This window comes from Sphingomonas sp. GM_Shp_1 (genome assembly GCF_026540895.1).
In the GTDB taxonomy this organism is placed as follows: Bacteria; Pseudomonadota; Alphaproteobacteria; order Sphingomonadales; family Sphingomonadaceae; genus Sphingomonas.
This window is the reverse complement of record NZ_JALNUR010000010.1, coordinates 51,313-67,231: the sequence shown is the minus strand read 5'-3', so window position 1 is coordinate 67,231 and position 15,919 is coordinate 51,313. Positions and strand designations below refer to the sequence as shown.

Genomic DNA, 15,919 nt, shown 5'->3' with positions numbered 1-15,919 from the left:
CACTTCTTGCGGTTGGCGGGCTATTCATAACGACGCTTGTCAGTACAAGCGCGATCGCTGCTCCGTTCGAAACATATGAAGAGTGCTTTGATAACTGCGTTTCGAACGGAATAATGGACTCTGTCGAAGAGTGCCGTGTACGGTGTGAATATAGAACCACTCCCCGAGCCGATCCCCCACCGCCCTCGAACGGTAGTGGAAACGGTGCGGGCGAAGATGGCGGCGGCCGTGGCGGTGACGGCGGCTCGGTAGAGGGCCGAGAGGGCAACAAGTGCGACAGCGTGAGTTGGGCGCCTGGCGGCGGCCCTGGCATGTGTCATCCGCAAAAATAATTTAAAGGAACGGCCAGTTCGTGACATGCGTGCAGCGGCGGACTGGCCGGATCATCAGATGCTCTGCATCGCGTAATAGCCCCCTCAGATCGTATTGCCTTCACGGCACACCGCAGCCATGCCGTCACATCCTCAGGGCGCAGGACAGTAATCATCGCCTTCGGATGAATGGACTCTACTTGTCCCATTACCTCTTGAAATTGACGGTGATCGCCTCGTGATGTGCGGCGTGCGTTGATCCACACCGCGCCCCTCGAGCCAAACTCATCCACTTTAAGCTGACAGGTGCTGAGCCAGGATCAGACCGCCAATCACGATCAGGACAAAACCACCCAAGATGCCCGCGTATCGGCCGAGGTAGGGCCCGATATGCTTACCCAACATGACGCCAATGGTTGCCATCAATGTCGTCGTTCCGCCAATCACCATGCAGGCAGCCCAAATGTTGACGTCCATCAGAGCCAGAGTCACGCCGACGGCCGCCGCGTCGACGCTCGTTGCGATAGCCGTCGCAGCAAGCCGCAGCATACTGGGCTTGGTCTCACTATCGCCCTGTTGCGCATCACCTTTGCTAGTCCATGCTTCCCGGATCGTATAGGCGCCGACGGCGAACAACAGGGTAAACGCGACCCAATGGTCATAGTCGGCGATCCAGTCGTTCAGCGCAAAGCCGAGCAGCCAACCGAGTGCAGGCGTCAACGCCTCGAAGAAGCCGAACACGATGCCGACTTTAACCGCATCACGAAGGCGGGCTCGTCCTTCGATCGCCCCTTTGCCCAGCGCCGCCGCGAAGGCGTCGACGGACAGACTTGCGCCCAAAGCGCCAAGCGTCAAAATTCCGGGCATCACGTCAACACTCAAGGCCAGCAAACCAAACGATGCATGCACCCGTGGCCACAAAGCGGAGTGCTGCACCATTGGTCTCGCTGGGCAGGACGAACCTGCTGCTGCCGCCACGAGCCGATAGCTCAAGGATGTTGACGGCAACCCCGCTACTGCGGGTAGCTACTCCCCAAGGACGCAGGCCCAATATCTGGTGACACCGATTGCCTCCAGACGATAAATACGATCAATCAAGTCCAATTGATCGAGAGCAAAAGTTGTCGCTCGACCTTCGCGCGCGGGGTACCCGCGGTCCCCGCGCAGGTAGTTCCACCCGCCGCCCTGGAGACAAGGTGGCGGGTGACCAGCAGTTTAGCGTAGCTTCGCCTTGTCCGACTGAGGGATCGCCTTGACGATCGCCGTCACAGCGACGGCATAGGGATGAACGCCTTCGGGCGTCGGCTGACTCATTTGGTCAGGCCCTAAAGACGGGCAAAGATGACGCCACGAACAGGTACAAATCCTCCATAACGGAGGTTTACCATGAATGCTCGTCAATATGAGTCGCTTACCCCTACCGAGCGCCGCGTTCTCCGGCTGGTTCACCACACCCGCAAATCGGACGTGGTGGCGTCGTTGGCTGGCATGAGCCGACATACGGTCGACCAGCATATCAAATCGGCACGCGCGAAGCTGGGCAACGTCGGGCGATATGTTGCGGCCGACATGCTTCGAGCTTTCGAAGCAACGCATCCCCTATCGCTGGGGAACCCGGCACAGGGGATGGTTCAACCGATCGATCAGGCTCCACCGATGCTCCGACCCGCCGGGCCGGTCGAGCCGATGGTTGCCGAGGAGCGAACCGCTTTCGAGGGACTGGTGTCGATCAACCCGTCGGGTCAGGCCGATCATCTGGAAGAATGGTTGCAGGAAAGGTCGATGCTGTCGCGCTTCGTACTGGTGCTCACAGCCGCGTTCTTATTGCTGCTGCTTATAATTTCAGCCCCGCTGCTGGCAGAACGGATGGGGAGGATCGGTCATCTTCTCTATGGCTAGGAAAACCTATGAAGCTCTACGATCAGTCCATCGATCATGTGGCCGCGACCATCAATCCGGCGGAAGTCTCAGCAGATGCCGCCGCATTGGATGCATCTCGAGCGCTGACTGCTCTGCTCGAATCCCGCCAGCAGATGGGTCTTCCGATCTCCACCGCCCTCGCCGCGATCAACAAGGTTGCTCAGGCGACCATCATGGCCGTGAATGCCCGCGAGGAACTGATCCGAGCGCACGGCATGCTTAACCGGGTCGGTGCCGATCTGGGCGTCCGGATGGAGGATTACGGCAAGGATGTTCCACCTCAGGCGGCCGCCAATCGGACCATCAAAAATACAGCCGTTCCGGCTTGATCGATTTAAGCTTCCATGCTCCTAGCGGGGCATGTGGTACGCCGTATACGGTTTCTGGCTGTTCGTTGTTTTGACATCGCTCGCCGCTTGGCGATGGGGCAGTCGGATCGAGCGCGGCGTTGCGGGATTATATCTCGCTGCCGCGCTCGCAACCGTCGCACTTCGCCTCCCCGGGTCGTCTGACTATGCCACGGTAAACGCTGGCGTCTTCTTGATCGACCTGACGCTTTTGATGGGCTTGGTGTGGACCGCTCTAAAACATGCTCGATGGTGGTTGATCGCTTCAGCCGCGCTCCAGCTCGTCACCGTATTAGGCCACATCGCGATGTTCGACGCGCAGCGCACAGCTCCGTTCGCGTACTTTGCGGCAGTCGTGGGAACGAGCTATCCGTCGCAAATCTTACTGGCCTATGCGATTGCCAGGCGGGGCATGCGTGCGACGAGAAAGCCCGCTCCTCGCTATACCCCATCGCAGAGCCAGAACGCGTAGAGCTTGCACGAATCCTTAGCGAAACTGAGGCCCGCGTCGTGGGGGTTGGGCGTTCGACGATTATCCAGCTGCTCAAAGCCCTGGAACTGCAGGACGGGTTCGATCCTAGTGAAATACACGGGACCTCTAGCTCATCACGCTGAGCCTCGCGGCCATATGAGCAGCAGCGCAGCAAATCGCGAGCGATGCTGGTGGGGACGGGGCTGGATCAGGTGTCGTCTCTTCGCTCATCCCTCACATTTGGCGGGGATGGGTGAACGACCTACGACCGCCACCGTTCGCGCTTGAGCGCCTTCGACAAGCAGACGGTGAGGGAACGAAAGGTGGTACGGAGTCTACTCGCCAGCCTTAAACGGCTGCATTATCAGTGCGTTACATGATAAACGATGGCGCACCCGACAGGATTCGAACCTGTGGCCTCTGCCTTCGGAGGGCAGCGCTCTATCCAGCTGAGCTACGGGTGCGTGGGCTGGCCGACTAGCATCGTGCGCCACCCCGCGCCAGCCCTTTTATGACGGGGTCGCCGCTTTTGCGGCTTTGGCGGCGGGGGCGGGTGTCTTGGGGCGATAGGCGCACAGATCCTCGACCGGGCAGCGCCAGCATTCGGGCCGCCTAGCCTTGCAGATATAGCGGCCGTGCAGGATCAGCCAGTGATGCGCGTGCACCCGGAAGGGCGCGGGCGTCGCCTTGTCGAGCTTCAACTCCACCGCCAGCGGGGTCTTGCCCTTGGCCAGGCCGGTGCGGTTGCAGACGCGGAAGATATGCGTGTCGACCGCGAAGGTCTCGTGCCCGAAGGCGACGTTGAGCACGACATTGGCCGTCTTGCGCCCCACACCGGGCAGGCGTTCCAGATCGGCGCGATCCTGCGGCACTTGGCCGCCATATTCGTCGACCAGCATCCGCGACAGCGCGATGACGTTCTTGGCCTTGGTATTGAACAGCCCGATCGTCTTGATGTGCTGCTTCAGCCCGTCCTCGCCCAGTTCCAGCATCTTCTCGGGCGTGTCGACCTCGGCGAACAGGGCGCGGGTGGCCTTGTTGACCCCCACATCGGTCGCCTGCGCCGACAGCGCGACCGCGACGACCAGCGTATAGGGATTGCGGAATTCCAGCTCGGTTTCGGGATGCGGGTTCGCCTCCGCCAGCCGGTGATAGAATTGGACGACGTCCGCCTTCTTCATGCGCGTTACAGACCCAGCACGTCGCCCATGCGATAGCGCCCCGGTGCCTGCCCCGCGAGCCACAGCGCCGCCCGTACCGCCCCGCGTGCGAAGATGGTGCGGTCCTGCGCGAAATGGCCGAGCGTCACCCGCTCGCCCTCGCCCGCGAAGATCACCTCATGATCGCCGATCACCGATCCGCCGCGCAGTGCCGCCATGCCGATCGTCCCCTCGGTCCGGGCGCCGACCAGCCCGGCGCGACCATCGACCCGGAGATCGGACAGGGCATGGCCCCGCCCCGCCGCCGCCGCCTCGCCCAGCAGCAGCGCGGTGCCGGAGGGCGCATCGACCTTGTGCCGGTGGTGCATCTCGGTGATCTCGATGTCCCAGTCCGGGCCCAGCCGCGCCGCCGCCTCGCGCACCAGATTGGCGAGCAGGGTGATGCCGAGCGAGGTGTTGCCGGTCTGGAGCACCGCGATCTCGGTCGCGGCCTCGTCGATCGCGGCGTGCTGCGCGGGCGAAAGGCCGGTGGTGCCGATCACGATCGGGGTGCGTGCGGCCCGAGCCGCCGCCAGATGCGCATCGAGCGCGCCCGCGATCGAGAAGTCGACCAGCACATCCGCCGACTTGGCCAGCGCGTCGGGATCGTCACGCGAATCGCAGCCCCCGGCCAGCGTCGCGCCCTCCCCCTCGATCAGGTCCGCGATGGCGCGGCCCATGCGACCGGCGCTGCCGTAAATGCCGATGGCAATCATGCGGGGGTTCCGGTGGACTGGAGGAAGGACATCGTCATGCGGCGTTCCTTGGCACAGGTCCATGTCGGAGGAAACCGGCTGCGGGTGGTGCGCCCAGCGATCGGTGACCGCTTGTGGGGCAGGTTGCGGGGGTTTCCTTTTGGGGCCGGGCCGTCCGGGACCCCGTCAGCGGGGCAACCGGGTCAACCGTTCGGTAGTCGGCATGGGTTTGTGCCCAGAAGAGGATTTTACGGTTGGCACCGAAAACGGCGGATTTCTGCGGTTTTCTGAAAGAGCGTCGGGACGGTTGTATTAGGCTTTTGTACTAGGCGAGGCAACAGGCTTGCCCATCACCAAACGGCAGACTTAGGATGTTGGCAAGCAACGATCTTGTGATTGTGATAGGGCTTCGCTGGCGACGGTATTCGTCATGAATGGGGGGATTGATGGCGAGACGTCCAAGAGTGCCCGGTATGGAACTAGTGCCCATCAACGATGAGGACGAGGCGTGGGCGCTCCTTGAAGAGCTAAGCCATACCGGATTTGCCGACGACAGTAAGCTACCCCATATAAACCATTGGCCGCGTTTTCATTTCAAGTTTTGGATTGAGGGCAGCCAATTAGTTTTGACCCAGCCTGTTATGCAGGCAATGATTGACTATCAGACTAGCGTGAACCGAGCGTTCATGATTGTCTTAGAAAATACCTCGATTCTAAGAGGTCTTTCGGAAGAAGAGCGTCAAGAGTTTGAGATTGTATTCAAGGTAAAAAAGGGAAGCACTGATCTGAGCTTTAACGCTCAGGAACTAATTGAGAAATTCATGGAAAAGGCGGTTGGCAAGCTTACCGGAAAGCAGATTGCGATAATTGTAATCGCCTTTGCTCTGCTGTTTACAGGATATTCGTGTTGGAATGCATATCTTGAGGAGCAACGGGAAGAGGCGAAAGCCGAAGCCTCCAGTAAGCAGATGAAAGACGTGCTAGAGGCTCAAAAGTTCGCGAGCGAAAATGATCTTAAACGTATGAAGATATTAGCTGATGCGCTCACCGCTGCTCATGGAAGTCATGCACTTATTGATGCCAGTGAGGATGGAAAGAAGGGTGTCGTGAAGGCTGCAGCGAAGGTGCAGGATACCGAAATTGGTAACAACCACCTTCCTCCCGAAGTCGCTCGCCGTATGGCTAGAGCCGCCCCAAGTGCTCCGGTGAAGAAAATAGTTACAGCAGAGTACGAAGTTTTGCGTGTTGATACCGACGTGCCAGATGGCTTTCGTGTCAGGCTCAAGAACACCAAGACCGGGCAGACCGTCTTTGCCTCGCTACGCGACGCCTTAGTGTCTGAGAATGATCGGACACTTATTAGTCGTGGAGAATGGGAAAAGAAGCCCATTGTCGCTACGGTTCAGGAAACATGGCGACGCGGCAACCTTGCATCTGCGCGGGTCGAGCAAGTCATCAACGTAGTCGAAAAGACGCAGGTGGCCGGGAGGTAGCAAAGCCCTACGACCTGAAATCGCTAGAGATATGCGAGAGGGTAGATCAAAGCGGAGGGAGCGCGGTTTCCCTCGTATACCCCGCCTGCCCAGCCCCGCGATTATGACACGCCTGCCCGACCTGCATTATCGCGCGTGGTCTCCATCCCTGCATGACGTGTCACAGTAGCAGGATCATTGCTGGATCGGCGCTGTCCAGAATAACCAAACGAGTGATTGGAACCGTTCGCCACTCACAGCAAACATCCGCCCCCTTCCGGACACTCCACCCCCAGGATAAACCCCGGCCATGCGCGACACCCCGAACATCGTCATCCTCACCGGCGCGGGCATCTCCGCCGAGTCCGGCATCGCCACCTTTCGTGGACCCGGCGGACTGTGGGAGGGGCATCGGGTCGAGGATGTCTGCACGCCGGAGGCGCTCGCAGCCGATCCGGTGCTGGTCCACCGCTTCTATGACCTGCGGCGTGCCGCGCTGGCGACGGTCGGGCCCAATGCGGCGCATGAAGCACTGGCGCGGCTGGACCGGGAATGGCCGGGCGAATTGCTGATCGTCACGCAGAATGTGGACGATCTGCACGAACGCGCGGGGGCGACGCGGTTGCTGCATATGCACGGCGCGCTGAAGCAGGCCCTCTGCGCGGCCTGTGGGGAGCGGTTCGGGTGGGAGGAGGCGCTGCCGCCGGGAACGCCCTGCCCCGCCTGCGCCACACCCGCGCTGCGGCCCGATATCGTGTTCTTCGGCGAGATCCCCTATCATATGGACCGGATCGAGGCGGCGCTGGCGGAGGCCGATCTGTTCGTGTCGATCGGTACCTCGGGCGCGGTCTATCCGGCGGCGGGGTTCGTGCGGATGGCGAGCGCCTATGGCGCGCGGACGCTGGAACTCAATCTCGAACGCTCGGAGGGGAGCGGCTGGTTCGACGAGAGCCGGTTGGGCTCCGCCGGGCAGTTGGTGCCCGAATGGGTCGAGCAGATGCTCAGCCGGTGACGGGTACGATCACGTCGCGCGCACGGGGGCCGAGCCGCTCGACCGCCGCGTCCTGAAGCCCGCGCGCCGTCACCAGCACGCCGAACGCGCGCGGATCGGGCTTGTTGAACAGCAGCGGCTGGCCCAGCGCATCGGCCACCCCCGCCCCCGCCTCGGACGCGATCAGCGCGGCGGCGGCGATGTCCCACTCATTGCCCCAGCGCAGCGTCGCGACCAGATCGGCCTCGTCGGCGGCGACCATCGCGATGCGCAGCGCGATCGAGTTGGGCTTGAACACCGCCACAAGGTCGCGGTCCGCCTTGGGCAGCGCATCGACCGGCACGCGCGCGCCGGGCATCCGGCGGCAATAGCCCGCGCTCAGTGTGCGCCCGTTGCGGGTCGCGCCGCCGCCCGCCTGGGCTAGCCACAACTCGCCCCGGGCGGGCGCGGCGAGGACGCCGATCACCGGCCGCCCGTCCTCGACCAGCGCGACCGACACCGCCCAGCCTTCGCGTCCACGAATATAGTCGCGGGTGCCGTCGATCGGGTCGACCACCCAGACGCGGCGCGCGGCCAGCCGGTCGGGCTTGTCCGCCGTCTCCTCCGACAGCCATCCGGCATCGGGGATCAGCGCCTGGAGCCGTGCATGGAGCATCCGGTCGACGTCCAGATCGACCTCGCACACCGGGCTGCCCGGCGTTTTCTCCCATTGGCGGAAATCGGTGCGCCATCGGGCGAGCGCCATCGCCGCCGCCTCTCGCGCCGCCGCCACGACCGCCGGGATCAGGTCCGCCGTCGGGGTCGGGTCAGCCGCTGGCAACCGTCATTCCATCGATGCGCAGCGTCGGCACATTGACGCCGTAGCGGAATTCCAGATCATTGGCCGGCGTCATGGTTAGGAACATCTCTTTCAGATTACCCGCCACGGTGAACTCCGCAACCGGTTCCGCGATCCGTCCGTCGACGATGCGGAAGCCCGCCGCGCCCCGGCTATAGTCGCCGGTGACCGGGTTGACGCCGCTGCCGATCAATTCGGTGACATAGACGCCGTCGGCGATGTCGCCGATCAGCGTCTCCACCGGCACGCGCCCCGCCGCCATGAACAGGTTGCTGGTCGAAACGCCCGGCGCCCCCGCCGTGCCCCGCGCGGCATGGCCGGTCGGCTCCAGCCCCAATTGCCGGGCCGAGGCGGAATCGAGCAGCCAGGTCTCCAGCACCCCGTCCTCGACGATCGCGGTCGGCGACACCGCCAGCCCCTCGCCATCGAAGGGACGCGAGCGGAGCCCGTGCGGGCGATGGGGATCGTCCTCGATCCGAATCCCCTCGGCCATGACCCGCTCGCCCAGCCGGTCGAGCAGGAAGCTGGTCCGCCGGGTGATCGCGCTGCCCGCGATGGCGGAGACAAGATGGCCGACCAGCGACGATCCGACGCGCGGGTCGAACACGACCGGCATGGCGCCGCTCGCCAGCTTGGCGGGGTTCAGCCGCGCCACGGTCCGCTCGCCCGCGCGCTGGCCGATCGCCTCGGGGCTTTCGAGCAGGCGGCGAAGGCGCGCCCCGTGATGGGCATAGTCGCGCTGCATCCCCGCGCCCTCGCCCGCCACCACGCTGACCGACAGGCCATAGCCGGTCGCGGCATAGCCCGCCGCGAAGCCATGGCTGGTTGCCAGCGCCGAGACGGCGCGCGAGGCGGAGGCCCCCGCTCCCTCCGAATTGGTGACACCGGCCACGGCGCGCGCGGCTTCCTCGGCGACGAGTGCGGCGGCGCGGAGCTGCTCGGGCGCGACTTCTCCTCCGTCGTCCAGGTCGAGCATCGGCGGCGCGCCCTTGAGCAGCCGTTCCTCCGGCGCCAGGCCTGCCCAGCGATCCTCCGGCGCCTCGCGCGCCATGGCGACGGCGCGCTCGGCCGCGAGGGTGATCGCGTCGCCCGACAGGTCGGAGGTCGAGACGCTGGCCGAGCGCCGCCCGACGAACACCCGCAGGCCCAGTTCCTCGCTCTCCGACCGCCCGACATCCTCCAGCGCACCGAGGCGCACCGACACCTCCAGTGCGGCGTCGGCGGCGAAGATGGCGTCGGCGGCGTCGGCTCCGGCGGCGCGGGCGCGGGCGACGATATCGGCGGCCCGGTCGCGGGCCTGTTCGGGGGTCAACATGGGTAGGGACTTAAGGGCGCGGGGGGCGGGATGCCAGTGCGCGCTTGCCACGACCGCGACAATGATGGGAAACATGGCCAGTCAGTAAGGGGGGGAAGGACGATGCAATTCCTGCGCATGGCCGTTCTGATCGGCCTGGCCCTTGTCGCGACGTCTTTCACCCCCACCGCGTCCTGCGCCGATAGCTGGACGATGCCGACGACCCGGACCTTCACGTCCTGCAAGGGCCATGCACGCGTCACGGTCACGCCGCGCGACCTGGAAAGCCAGCTCGCCTATTTCGAGGACAAGGTCGATCATGTCGAACCGGCGGGGCAGACCGAGAACGGCCCGCGGGCCGCGACCGCAAGGGTTCAGACGCGGACGGGCGGGCGGTGGCGGACGGTCTGGGAAAAGCCGATCGCCAATGAGGTCGCACCCGTGGACGTGATCGTGCGGGAGGACGGCGCCTATACCGTCACCTTCGACAATTGGCATGGGACGGGATACGGCCCGAACGCCGTGGTGATCTACGGCCCCTCGGGCGAACAGGTCCGCGCGCTGGCGCTGACCGACCTCGTGCCGCAGGATTATATCGATGCGCTTCCCCATTCGGTCAGTTCGATCCGATGGCGGGGCAAGCCCTGTTTCTCATCCGATGGACGCCGGGTGGTCATCCCGGTCCTCGTGCCGACCAGCGATGACGAAGGCCCGGACAGCATGGTGCCGATCACGGTCGATCTCGCCACCGGTGCGGTCGCCCCGGCGAACGACTTCGCCCTGGAACAGGCGCTGTCGGCAGGCCGCCGCGTCCATGCCGAACAGCTTGCGGCGGCGGCCAGGGCGAAGGCGGCCTTCCTCGCCCCGCTCCTTGGCCCGGCGGTCAACGATCAACGGGAATGGCATGACTATCTGCGCGAGGCCGTGGCGCGATTGCGCGGACCCGACATCTCCACCTCCACCACCGTCCTCCGCCTGCCCGGTGCGAAGGATTACGCGATCACCGAGACCTGGACACGCGAGGCGTTGACCAAATCCTATGCGGATAACGTCGCGCTGGCGTCGCTGTCCCCGGCGAACATGGTCGCGGTTCTGCACAGGATCGGCGCGTCGCTCCCGCCCGGGTCCCTGTCGAAGGTGACGCTTTATGTCGCGGCGCGGGGCGATATCTGGCCCGAGATCCGGGCCGCGATGGCGCCGACGGGCGTTCATCTCGTCCAACTCGATCCCGACCGGCCGATCCCGCAACGTCGCGACCGCATCGCTCAGCGCTATGGCGCGTGAACGGACGGGGCGCCGCCGCGTTGATCGCCCATGTCCCATTCCATCACGCCACGCCGCCCCAGCCATCAGTCCGCCACGCTGCGCGCCGGGATCGGGCGCAAGGTCGTCCTCCGGGCCAAGGTGCGGGTGACGCCGGGCGGACTGCTCGCCATTGGCGGCCTGGTGTCGTCGATCCTGTTGTCGACGGCGGTGCTGGTCGGGGTGGCCACCCGCCACCGCACGACGCCGCACAGCGACTAGCGTCCGGATTCTAGAGCGGTTTCCGATCAGGTTGGATCATTGGCACGGAGGTGATTTCGGTTCGGGGCAAGGCGCGCGAAGGGAGCGATGCAGAAGCATCGTGACCGCCAAGCAACGCCGCCCTGGACCGAAAGCGCCCCGCCGCGAAGCGGTCGCCCACAGGGCGATGACGATGGTTCAACCTAGTCGGAAACCGCTCTAGACGGGCGCGGCGTCCGCCCCTGCGCCGTAATGATGCCAGGTGAAGATCGCCAGCGCGCTGCGGTGCGGGCGGAACGCCTCCGCCAGCGCACGGACCTGCTTTTCGGAAGGCCGCGCGTCATGGCCCAGGATGCGCCCCATCTCGATCTGCACGGCCAGGTCGCCGGCGGGCCAGATGTCGGTGCGCCCTTCGGCGAAGAGCAGATAGACCTCCGCCGACCAGCGGCCGATGCCCTTGACCGCGACCAGTTGGGCGATCGCTTCCTCGTCGTCCTCCGGCAGGTCCGACAGGTTGAGGCGACCGCTGGTCACCTCTTCGGCCAGGCTACGCAGATAGCCCGCCTTCTGCCGCGAGATGCCCGCGCCGCGCAATTCCTCATCGGTGACGCCGTGCATCCTCGTCGGGTCGGTCGCGTCGCCGAGCAACTCATTCAGTCGCCGCCAATGCGCATTGGCCGAGGCGACCGACACCTGCTGGCCCAAGATCGTGCGGACCAGGGTGGCGTAGCCGCGTTCGCGGATGCGCGGTTCGGGATAGCCGATGCGCGCGAGCGCCGCCGCGATGGCGGGCTCGGCGGCGGCCAGCGCGTCCATGCTTCGGCGAATCTGTTCGGCGTTCAGCCCCATGATGCTTGATCCGTGCGTTGAGGATCGGCAGAGGCGCTGCCGACAAGGAGAATGGACATGCCCAAGCTTATCGTCGTGACCCGCGACGGGGAAGAACGCGAAATCGACGGCGAGGCCGGTCTGTCGGTGATGGAAGTCATCCGCGACGCCGGAGTGGACGAGTTGCTGGCGCTGTGCGGCGGATGCTGCTCCTGCGCGACCTGCCATGTGCATGTCGATCCGGAATTCGCGGGCACCCTGCCCGCGATCGGACCGGACGAGGACGACCTGCTCGATTCGACCAGCGAACGGGACGCCACCTCGCGCCTGTCGTGCCAGTTGCCCTTCGGTGCGGCGCAGGACGGGATGCGGGTGCGGATCGCGGCGGAGGACTGATCGGGCATTTCGCGAGAACGCGGGGGCGGGGCCTTGGTCCCGCCTCTTTTTTTGCGCCGAGGCCCGGAGGGAACGGCGTGACTTGGTCTCGCAGCCTCCTCAGAGTTTTTGTTCGCGCGGAGACGCGGAGGCGCGGAGATTGAGAATCTGGCCGCAAGGCCTCTCCATCCCTGCCGGCCGCCGCAAAGTCTCCCGCTCGCGAGGGCGGCCTTCGCTGGCCCTATGCCGGACATCTCCGCGCCTCCGCGTCTCCGCGCGAACCCCATGCCCGTGGCCTTCGACTGCGCTCAGGCTGAACGGAGGCTGGGAACCGGCCTTCTTGAGTCTACCCGCCCCGAATACCCTGCCAATCCGACCAACAGCCGTTCACGCTGAGCGAAGTCGAAGCGCACGCCCGGCGCTCGCTCCAAAAAACCTTTGCGCGAACGAAAAGGCGGCAGGACCAATCCCGCCGCCGCGCCAAATCACCGCGCCGCCACCGCATACAGCGCGATCGCCGCCGCGTTGGAGACGTTCAGGCTCTCCACCTTCGGGCTGATCGGCAGCTTGGCGAGTTCATCGCAATGCGCCTCGGTATTCTGGCGCATCCCCTCGCCTTCCGCGCCCAGCACGATGCAGATGCGCTGCGTGCCCATCGCCTGGGCCAGGGTCTGGCTGGCATGGCCGGTCAGGCCGATGCGCCAGAAGCCCGCTTCGGCGATCTCCTCCAGCGCGCGGGCCAGGTTGACGACGCGAATCCACGGCACCGTCTCCAGCGCGCCGCTGGCCGAGCGGGCGACCGTGCCCGATTCGGGGGGGGCGTGCCGGTCCTGGGTCACGATGCCCAGCGCGTCGAAGGCGGCGGCCGAGCGCAGGATCGCGCCGACATTGTGCGGGTCGGTCACCTGATCGAGCACCACCAGAGGCCGCTGGTCATCCTGCCCTTCGTGCAGCAGGTCGCCCAGCCACATGTCCTCCAGCGGATCGACCTCCGCCACCAGGCCCTGGTGCGGCGCGTCGGCGGGAACCAGACGGCCCAGATCGGCGGCATCGGCATAGGTGATCGGCACCACCGGCGGCAGGTCGAGCGCGGCCAGCGCCTCGCGCGTGCCCCAGATCTTGCGCACCGTCCGGTTGGGGTTGGCGAGTGCCGCCGTCACCGCATGCCGCCCCCAGAAGCGCGGGCGGTTGGCGGAAGCCTGGCTGGGGCGATGTCCTCGGCGTGCCATCAGTCGTCATTGTCCGTATAGCTGAAAGGATTGGTCGGTGCCGGTTGGGTGGGAACCGGCGGACGCGGCAGCGCCTTGTCCGCATTCGCCGCCGCAAGCAAGACCCCGGCGAGCACCACCGAGGCCTGGCGCATGTCATCCCCCTTCAAATGGTCGAAGGTATCGGCCGAGCTGTGATGGATGCGGCTGCCATAGTCCAGCGGGTCCTGGATGAACTGAAAGCCCTGCACGCCGACCGCCTGCATGAACACGTGGTCGGTGCCGCCGGTGGTCCGCTGCACGACATTGCCCGCCCCCATCGACGCATAGGGCGACAGCCATTCCTTCAGCATCGGCACCGCCGCCGGGTTGTTCTCGGCATAGATGCCGCGCAGCTTGCCCGAGCCGTTGTCGATGTTGAAATAGGCGGCCAGGTCGCCGTAACCGGGCTTCGGCGTGATCGGCCAGCGATTGGTCCAGCCATAATAGCGCTTCAGGCCGGTCTGCGGCGCGTCGTCGGGGCGGCCGCGCGTCGCCAGATGCTGCTCGACATAGGCCATGGAGCCCAGGATACCCTGCTCCTCGCCCGACCAGAGCGCGAAGCGGATGGTTCGTTTCGGTCGCTGGCCGGTGGCGGCCAGGATGCGCGCGGCCTCCATGATCATCGCGCTGCCCGCCGCATTGTCCGCCGCGCCGTCGCCCGCGACCCAACTGTCCAGATGCGCGCCCGCCATCACATAGCCCGCCTTGGGGTCGGTGCCGGGAATCTCGGCGATGATGTTGTAGGCGTTGACGTCGCCGTCGTCATAGCGGACGTCGCTGAGCACCTCGATGGTCGGGGCCGGGCCGACCTTGGCAAGGCGGGCGAGGCGGCGATAATCCTCGGCGGCGAGTTCGATGCCGGGGACGGCAGCCGTCTCGCCGCGTCCGAACAGATAGCCCTCACCGTGCAGCAGCTTGCCGTCGCGATAGCTCTGCGTGACATAGGCGACCGCGCCCTCGGCCTTCAGGAACGCATCCAGCTTCTGCGAGAAGTCGAGCCGCTTCAACCGGCGGTCGGCGGCTTCGGGATCATGCTCGGGCTGCACATAGACGTCGAGCTTGGCGATGTCCTCGCCCGACAGGCGGCGGAAGGGCGCGGTGCCGGGCTCGTCGCCGGTGCCGGGCATCGACACCATCACGATCTTGCCGCGCAGCTGCCCCCGGAACTTGTCGAAATCGCGCTCCCGCTTCATCGGCGCGACGATCACCGGGGCGGTGACCGCGCCGTTGGTGGCGGGCGTCCAGGCGATGGGGATCGCGGTCAGTTGCAGCGGGCGGGGCGAGACCATCCGGACGCTCGCCCGCTCGATCGACCAGCCTCGGCCGAAGGGGAAGCCTTCCTTATGGACGTTCTTCAGGCCCCATTTGGCGAACTGCTCGACGGTCCAGCCCTCGGCGGTGCGCATCGCGGGGCTGTTGGTCATGCGCGGGCCGATCACGTCGGTCAGATGCTGCGCGGTCTGCATGACCTGGCTGTGGTTCATGCCTTCGTCGATGATGCGGCTGGCGCTGCCGCGATCCTGCGCGGTGACGGCGGCGACAGGCAACAGGGCGATCGCCGCGACGGCGGCGAGCAAGGAAACGCGCATAGGAAACGAAATCCCCGATTGGACTGATATGGGGCAGAGGCTATGTCCCGATCGTCCGACATGCAAGCAACCCGATCAGGCGGGGCATGTGCAAAACGCATAAAACGGCGTTGACAGGCGCGTTCAGCTTCGGCATTGGGCCCGCCTCGCTCCGGTGGAGCGACACCCCGGAAGGGTGGCCGAGTGGTTAAAGGCAGCAGACTGTAAATCTGCCCGCGTGAGCGTACACTGGTTCGAATCCAGTCCCTTCCACCATCCCCGCCCATCGGCTAGGGTCGATCACGGCGCTGGATATTGAGCGGGTATAGCACAATGGTAGTGCAGCAGCCTTCCAAGCTGAATACACGGGTTCGATTCCCGTTACCCGCTCCAACCTCCTGACATTTCGCGCATATTTCCTGATCGACGTTAGAGTACCGGGTGCTTGACGTTTACGTCAGGCCACGCCAGTCCGCCCCGTTCCCACCAGACGAGAAAGAGTGAAGCGACATGGCATCGGTCAATTTCGACATTCCCCATGAACTGGGTCATGCCGAGGCGCGTCGCCGGATCGAACAGGGACTGCCCAAGCTGGAGGCCAAGATCCCCGGCGGCGGCCAGGTGACCTCCGAATGGCCCGCCGACGACCGGCTGATGCTGACCATCATTGCCATGGGCCAGACGGTGAAGGCCGATATGAACATCGCCGACCGCGCGATCTCCGGCACCGTCGCGATCCCGATGATGCTGTCGATGATGGCCGGCCCCATCGGCGAATTCGTGAAGACCAGCGCGGAGAAGATGCTGGCGAAGGCGTAAGATCCTAGGTGGCAGGCCGCAGGCCTGACGGAGGGGG

General features: G+C 65.1%; 17 protein-coding genes, 3 tRNA genes and 1 riboswitch. Of the genes, 11 read left to right on the top strand and 9 right to left on the bottom strand.

The features are described from left to right. Positions 1-605: 605 nt before the first annotated feature. Complete coding sequence (locus tag OXQ33_RS07540) at positions 606-1,304, bottom strand: manganese efflux pump MntP family protein (protein ID WP_267434072.1); 699 nt, start codon at positions 1,302-1,304, stop codon at positions 606-608. Further along, a riboswitch (yybP-ykoY riboswitch) is annotated at positions 1,262-1,358 on the bottom strand. It overlaps the preceding gene by 43 nt. Positions 1,359-1,697: 339 nt before the next feature. Between OXQ33_RS07540 and OXQ33_RS07535 the strand changes: the two genes are divergently transcribed. From OXQ33_RS07535 to OXQ33_RS07525, 3 genes are read left to right on the top strand one after another with little or no spacing between them, the layout of a single operon-like run. Next, entirely contained in the window at positions 1,698-2,210 is a 513-nt protein-coding gene (locus tag OXQ33_RS07535; RefSeq protein ID WP_267434071.1) for a helix-turn-helix transcriptional regulator, read from the top strand. Positions 2,211-2,218: 8 nt separating this feature from the next. Then, positions 2,219-2,560, top strand: a complete 342-nt coding sequence (locus OXQ33_RS07530; protein ID WP_267434070.1) for a hypothetical protein — start codon at positions 2,219-2,221, stop codon at positions 2,558-2,560. A gap of 31 nt (positions 2,561-2,591) precedes the next feature. Then, positions 2,592-3,050, top strand: a complete 459-nt coding sequence (locus OXQ33_RS07525) for a hypothetical protein (RefSeq protein ID WP_267434069.1) — start codon at positions 2,592-2,594, stop codon at positions 3,048-3,050. A gap of 387 nt (positions 3,051-3,437) precedes the next feature. Here the strand turns inward: OXQ33_RS07525 and OXQ33_RS07520 are convergent. From OXQ33_RS07520 to dapB, 3 genes are all read right to left on the bottom strand, one after another. Beyond that, positions 3,438-3,514, bottom strand: a tRNA-Arg gene (locus tag OXQ33_RS07520). Between the two features lie 45 nt (positions 3,515-3,559). Next, positions 3,560-4,231, bottom strand: coding sequence for an endonuclease III (gene nth / locus OXQ33_RS07515; protein WP_267434068.1), 672 nt, complete (start codon positions 4,229-4,231; stop codon positions 3,560-3,562). A gap of 5 nt (positions 4,232-4,236) precedes the next feature. Beyond that, on the bottom strand, positions 4,237-4,965 hold the full coding sequence (dapB, locus tag OXQ33_RS07510) for a 4-hydroxy-tetrahydrodipicolinate reductase (RefSeq protein ID WP_267434067.1): 729 nt from the start codon (positions 4,963-4,965) through the stop codon (positions 4,237-4,239). Between the two features lie 461 nt (positions 4,966-5,426). Here dapB and OXQ33_RS07505 point away from each other — a divergent pair, with 461 nt between their 5' ends. Both OXQ33_RS07505 and OXQ33_RS07500 read left to right on the top strand, forming a co-directional pair. After that, complete coding sequence (locus OXQ33_RS07505) at positions 5,427-6,437, top strand: hypothetical protein (protein ID WP_267434066.1); 1,011 nt, start codon at positions 5,427-5,429, stop codon at positions 6,435-6,437. A gap of 289 nt (positions 6,438-6,726) precedes the next feature. Next, positions 6,727-7,428, top strand: a complete 702-nt coding sequence (locus OXQ33_RS07500; protein WP_267434065.1) for an NAD-dependent deacylase — start codon at positions 6,727-6,729, stop codon at positions 7,426-7,428. Here OXQ33_RS07500 and OXQ33_RS07495 read toward each other — a convergent pair. Together OXQ33_RS07495 and OXQ33_RS07490 are read right to left on the bottom strand one after the other, a co-directional pair. Then, positions 7,418-8,227, bottom strand: coding sequence for a 3'(2'),5'-bisphosphate nucleotidase CysQ (locus OXQ33_RS07495; RefSeq protein WP_267434064.1), 810 nt, complete (start codon positions 8,225-8,227; stop codon positions 7,418-7,420). The genes OXQ33_RS07500 and OXQ33_RS07495 overlap by 11 nt on opposite strands. After that, complete coding sequence (locus OXQ33_RS07490) at positions 8,214-9,560, bottom strand: metallopeptidase TldD-related protein (protein WP_267434063.1); 1,347 nt, start codon at positions 9,558-9,560, stop codon at positions 8,214-8,216. Before OXQ33_RS07490 ends, OXQ33_RS07495 begins: the two co-directional genes overlap by 14 nt. A 102-nt stretch (positions 9,561-9,662) precedes the next feature. Here OXQ33_RS07490 and OXQ33_RS07485 point away from each other — a divergent pair, with 102 nt between their 5' ends. Both OXQ33_RS07485 and OXQ33_RS07480 read left to right on the top strand, forming a co-directional pair. Then, positions 9,663-10,823, top strand: coding sequence for a hypothetical protein (locus OXQ33_RS07485; RefSeq protein WP_267434062.1), 1,161 nt, complete (start codon positions 9,663-9,665; stop codon positions 10,821-10,823). 30 nt (positions 10,824-10,853) lie between these two features. After that, on the top strand, positions 10,854-11,063 hold the full coding sequence (locus tag OXQ33_RS07480; protein ID WP_267434061.1) for a hypothetical protein: 210 nt from the start codon (positions 10,854-10,856) through the stop codon (positions 11,061-11,063). 198 nt (positions 11,064-11,261) lie between these two features. Here OXQ33_RS07480 and OXQ33_RS07475 read toward each other — a convergent pair whose 3' ends face one another. After that, entirely contained in the window at positions 11,262-11,891 is a 630-nt protein-coding gene (locus tag OXQ33_RS07475) for a DNA-3-methyladenine glycosylase 2 family protein (protein WP_267434060.1), read from the bottom strand. A gap of 57 nt (positions 11,892-11,948) precedes the next feature. Between OXQ33_RS07475 and OXQ33_RS07470 the strand changes: the two genes are divergently transcribed. Then, entirely contained in the window at positions 11,949-12,266 is a 318-nt protein-coding gene (locus OXQ33_RS07470) for a 2Fe-2S iron-sulfur cluster-binding protein (protein ID WP_267434059.1), read from the top strand. Between the two features lie 464 nt (positions 12,267-12,730). Here OXQ33_RS07470 and rlmB read toward each other — a convergent pair whose 3' ends face one another. Both rlmB and OXQ33_RS07460 read right to left on the bottom strand, forming a co-directional pair. Next, complete coding sequence (rlmB, locus tag OXQ33_RS07465; protein ID WP_267434058.1) at positions 12,731-13,474, bottom strand: 23S rRNA (guanosine(2251)-2'-O)-methyltransferase RlmB; 744 nt, start codon at positions 13,472-13,474, stop codon at positions 12,731-12,733. After that, positions 13,474-15,084 (bottom strand): M20/M25/M40 family metallo-hydrolase, encoded by a 1,611-nt coding sequence (locus tag OXQ33_RS07460; protein WP_267434057.1) that lies wholly within the window; start codon positions 15,082-15,084, stop codon positions 13,474-13,476. The genes rlmB and OXQ33_RS07460 overlap by 1 nt, the downstream gene beginning before the upstream one ends. A 169-nt stretch (positions 15,085-15,253) precedes the next feature. Between OXQ33_RS07460 and OXQ33_RS07455 the strand changes: the two genes are divergently transcribed. The 3 genes from OXQ33_RS07455 (at position 15,254) to OXQ33_RS07445 (ending at position 15,882) form a co-directional block, all read left to right on the top strand. Next, positions 15,254-15,339: transfer RNA gene (locus tag OXQ33_RS07455), tRNA-Tyr, on the top strand. A gap of 43 nt (positions 15,340-15,382) precedes the next feature. Then, positions 15,383-15,456 (top strand) — tRNA-Gly (locus tag OXQ33_RS07450). A 117-nt stretch (positions 15,457-15,573) separates the two neighbouring features. Next, on the top strand, positions 15,574-15,882 hold the full coding sequence (locus OXQ33_RS07445) for a polyhydroxyalkanoic acid system family protein (protein ID WP_267434056.1): 309 nt from the start codon (positions 15,574-15,576) through the stop codon (positions 15,880-15,882). Positions 15,883-15,919 lie beyond the last annotated feature (37 nt).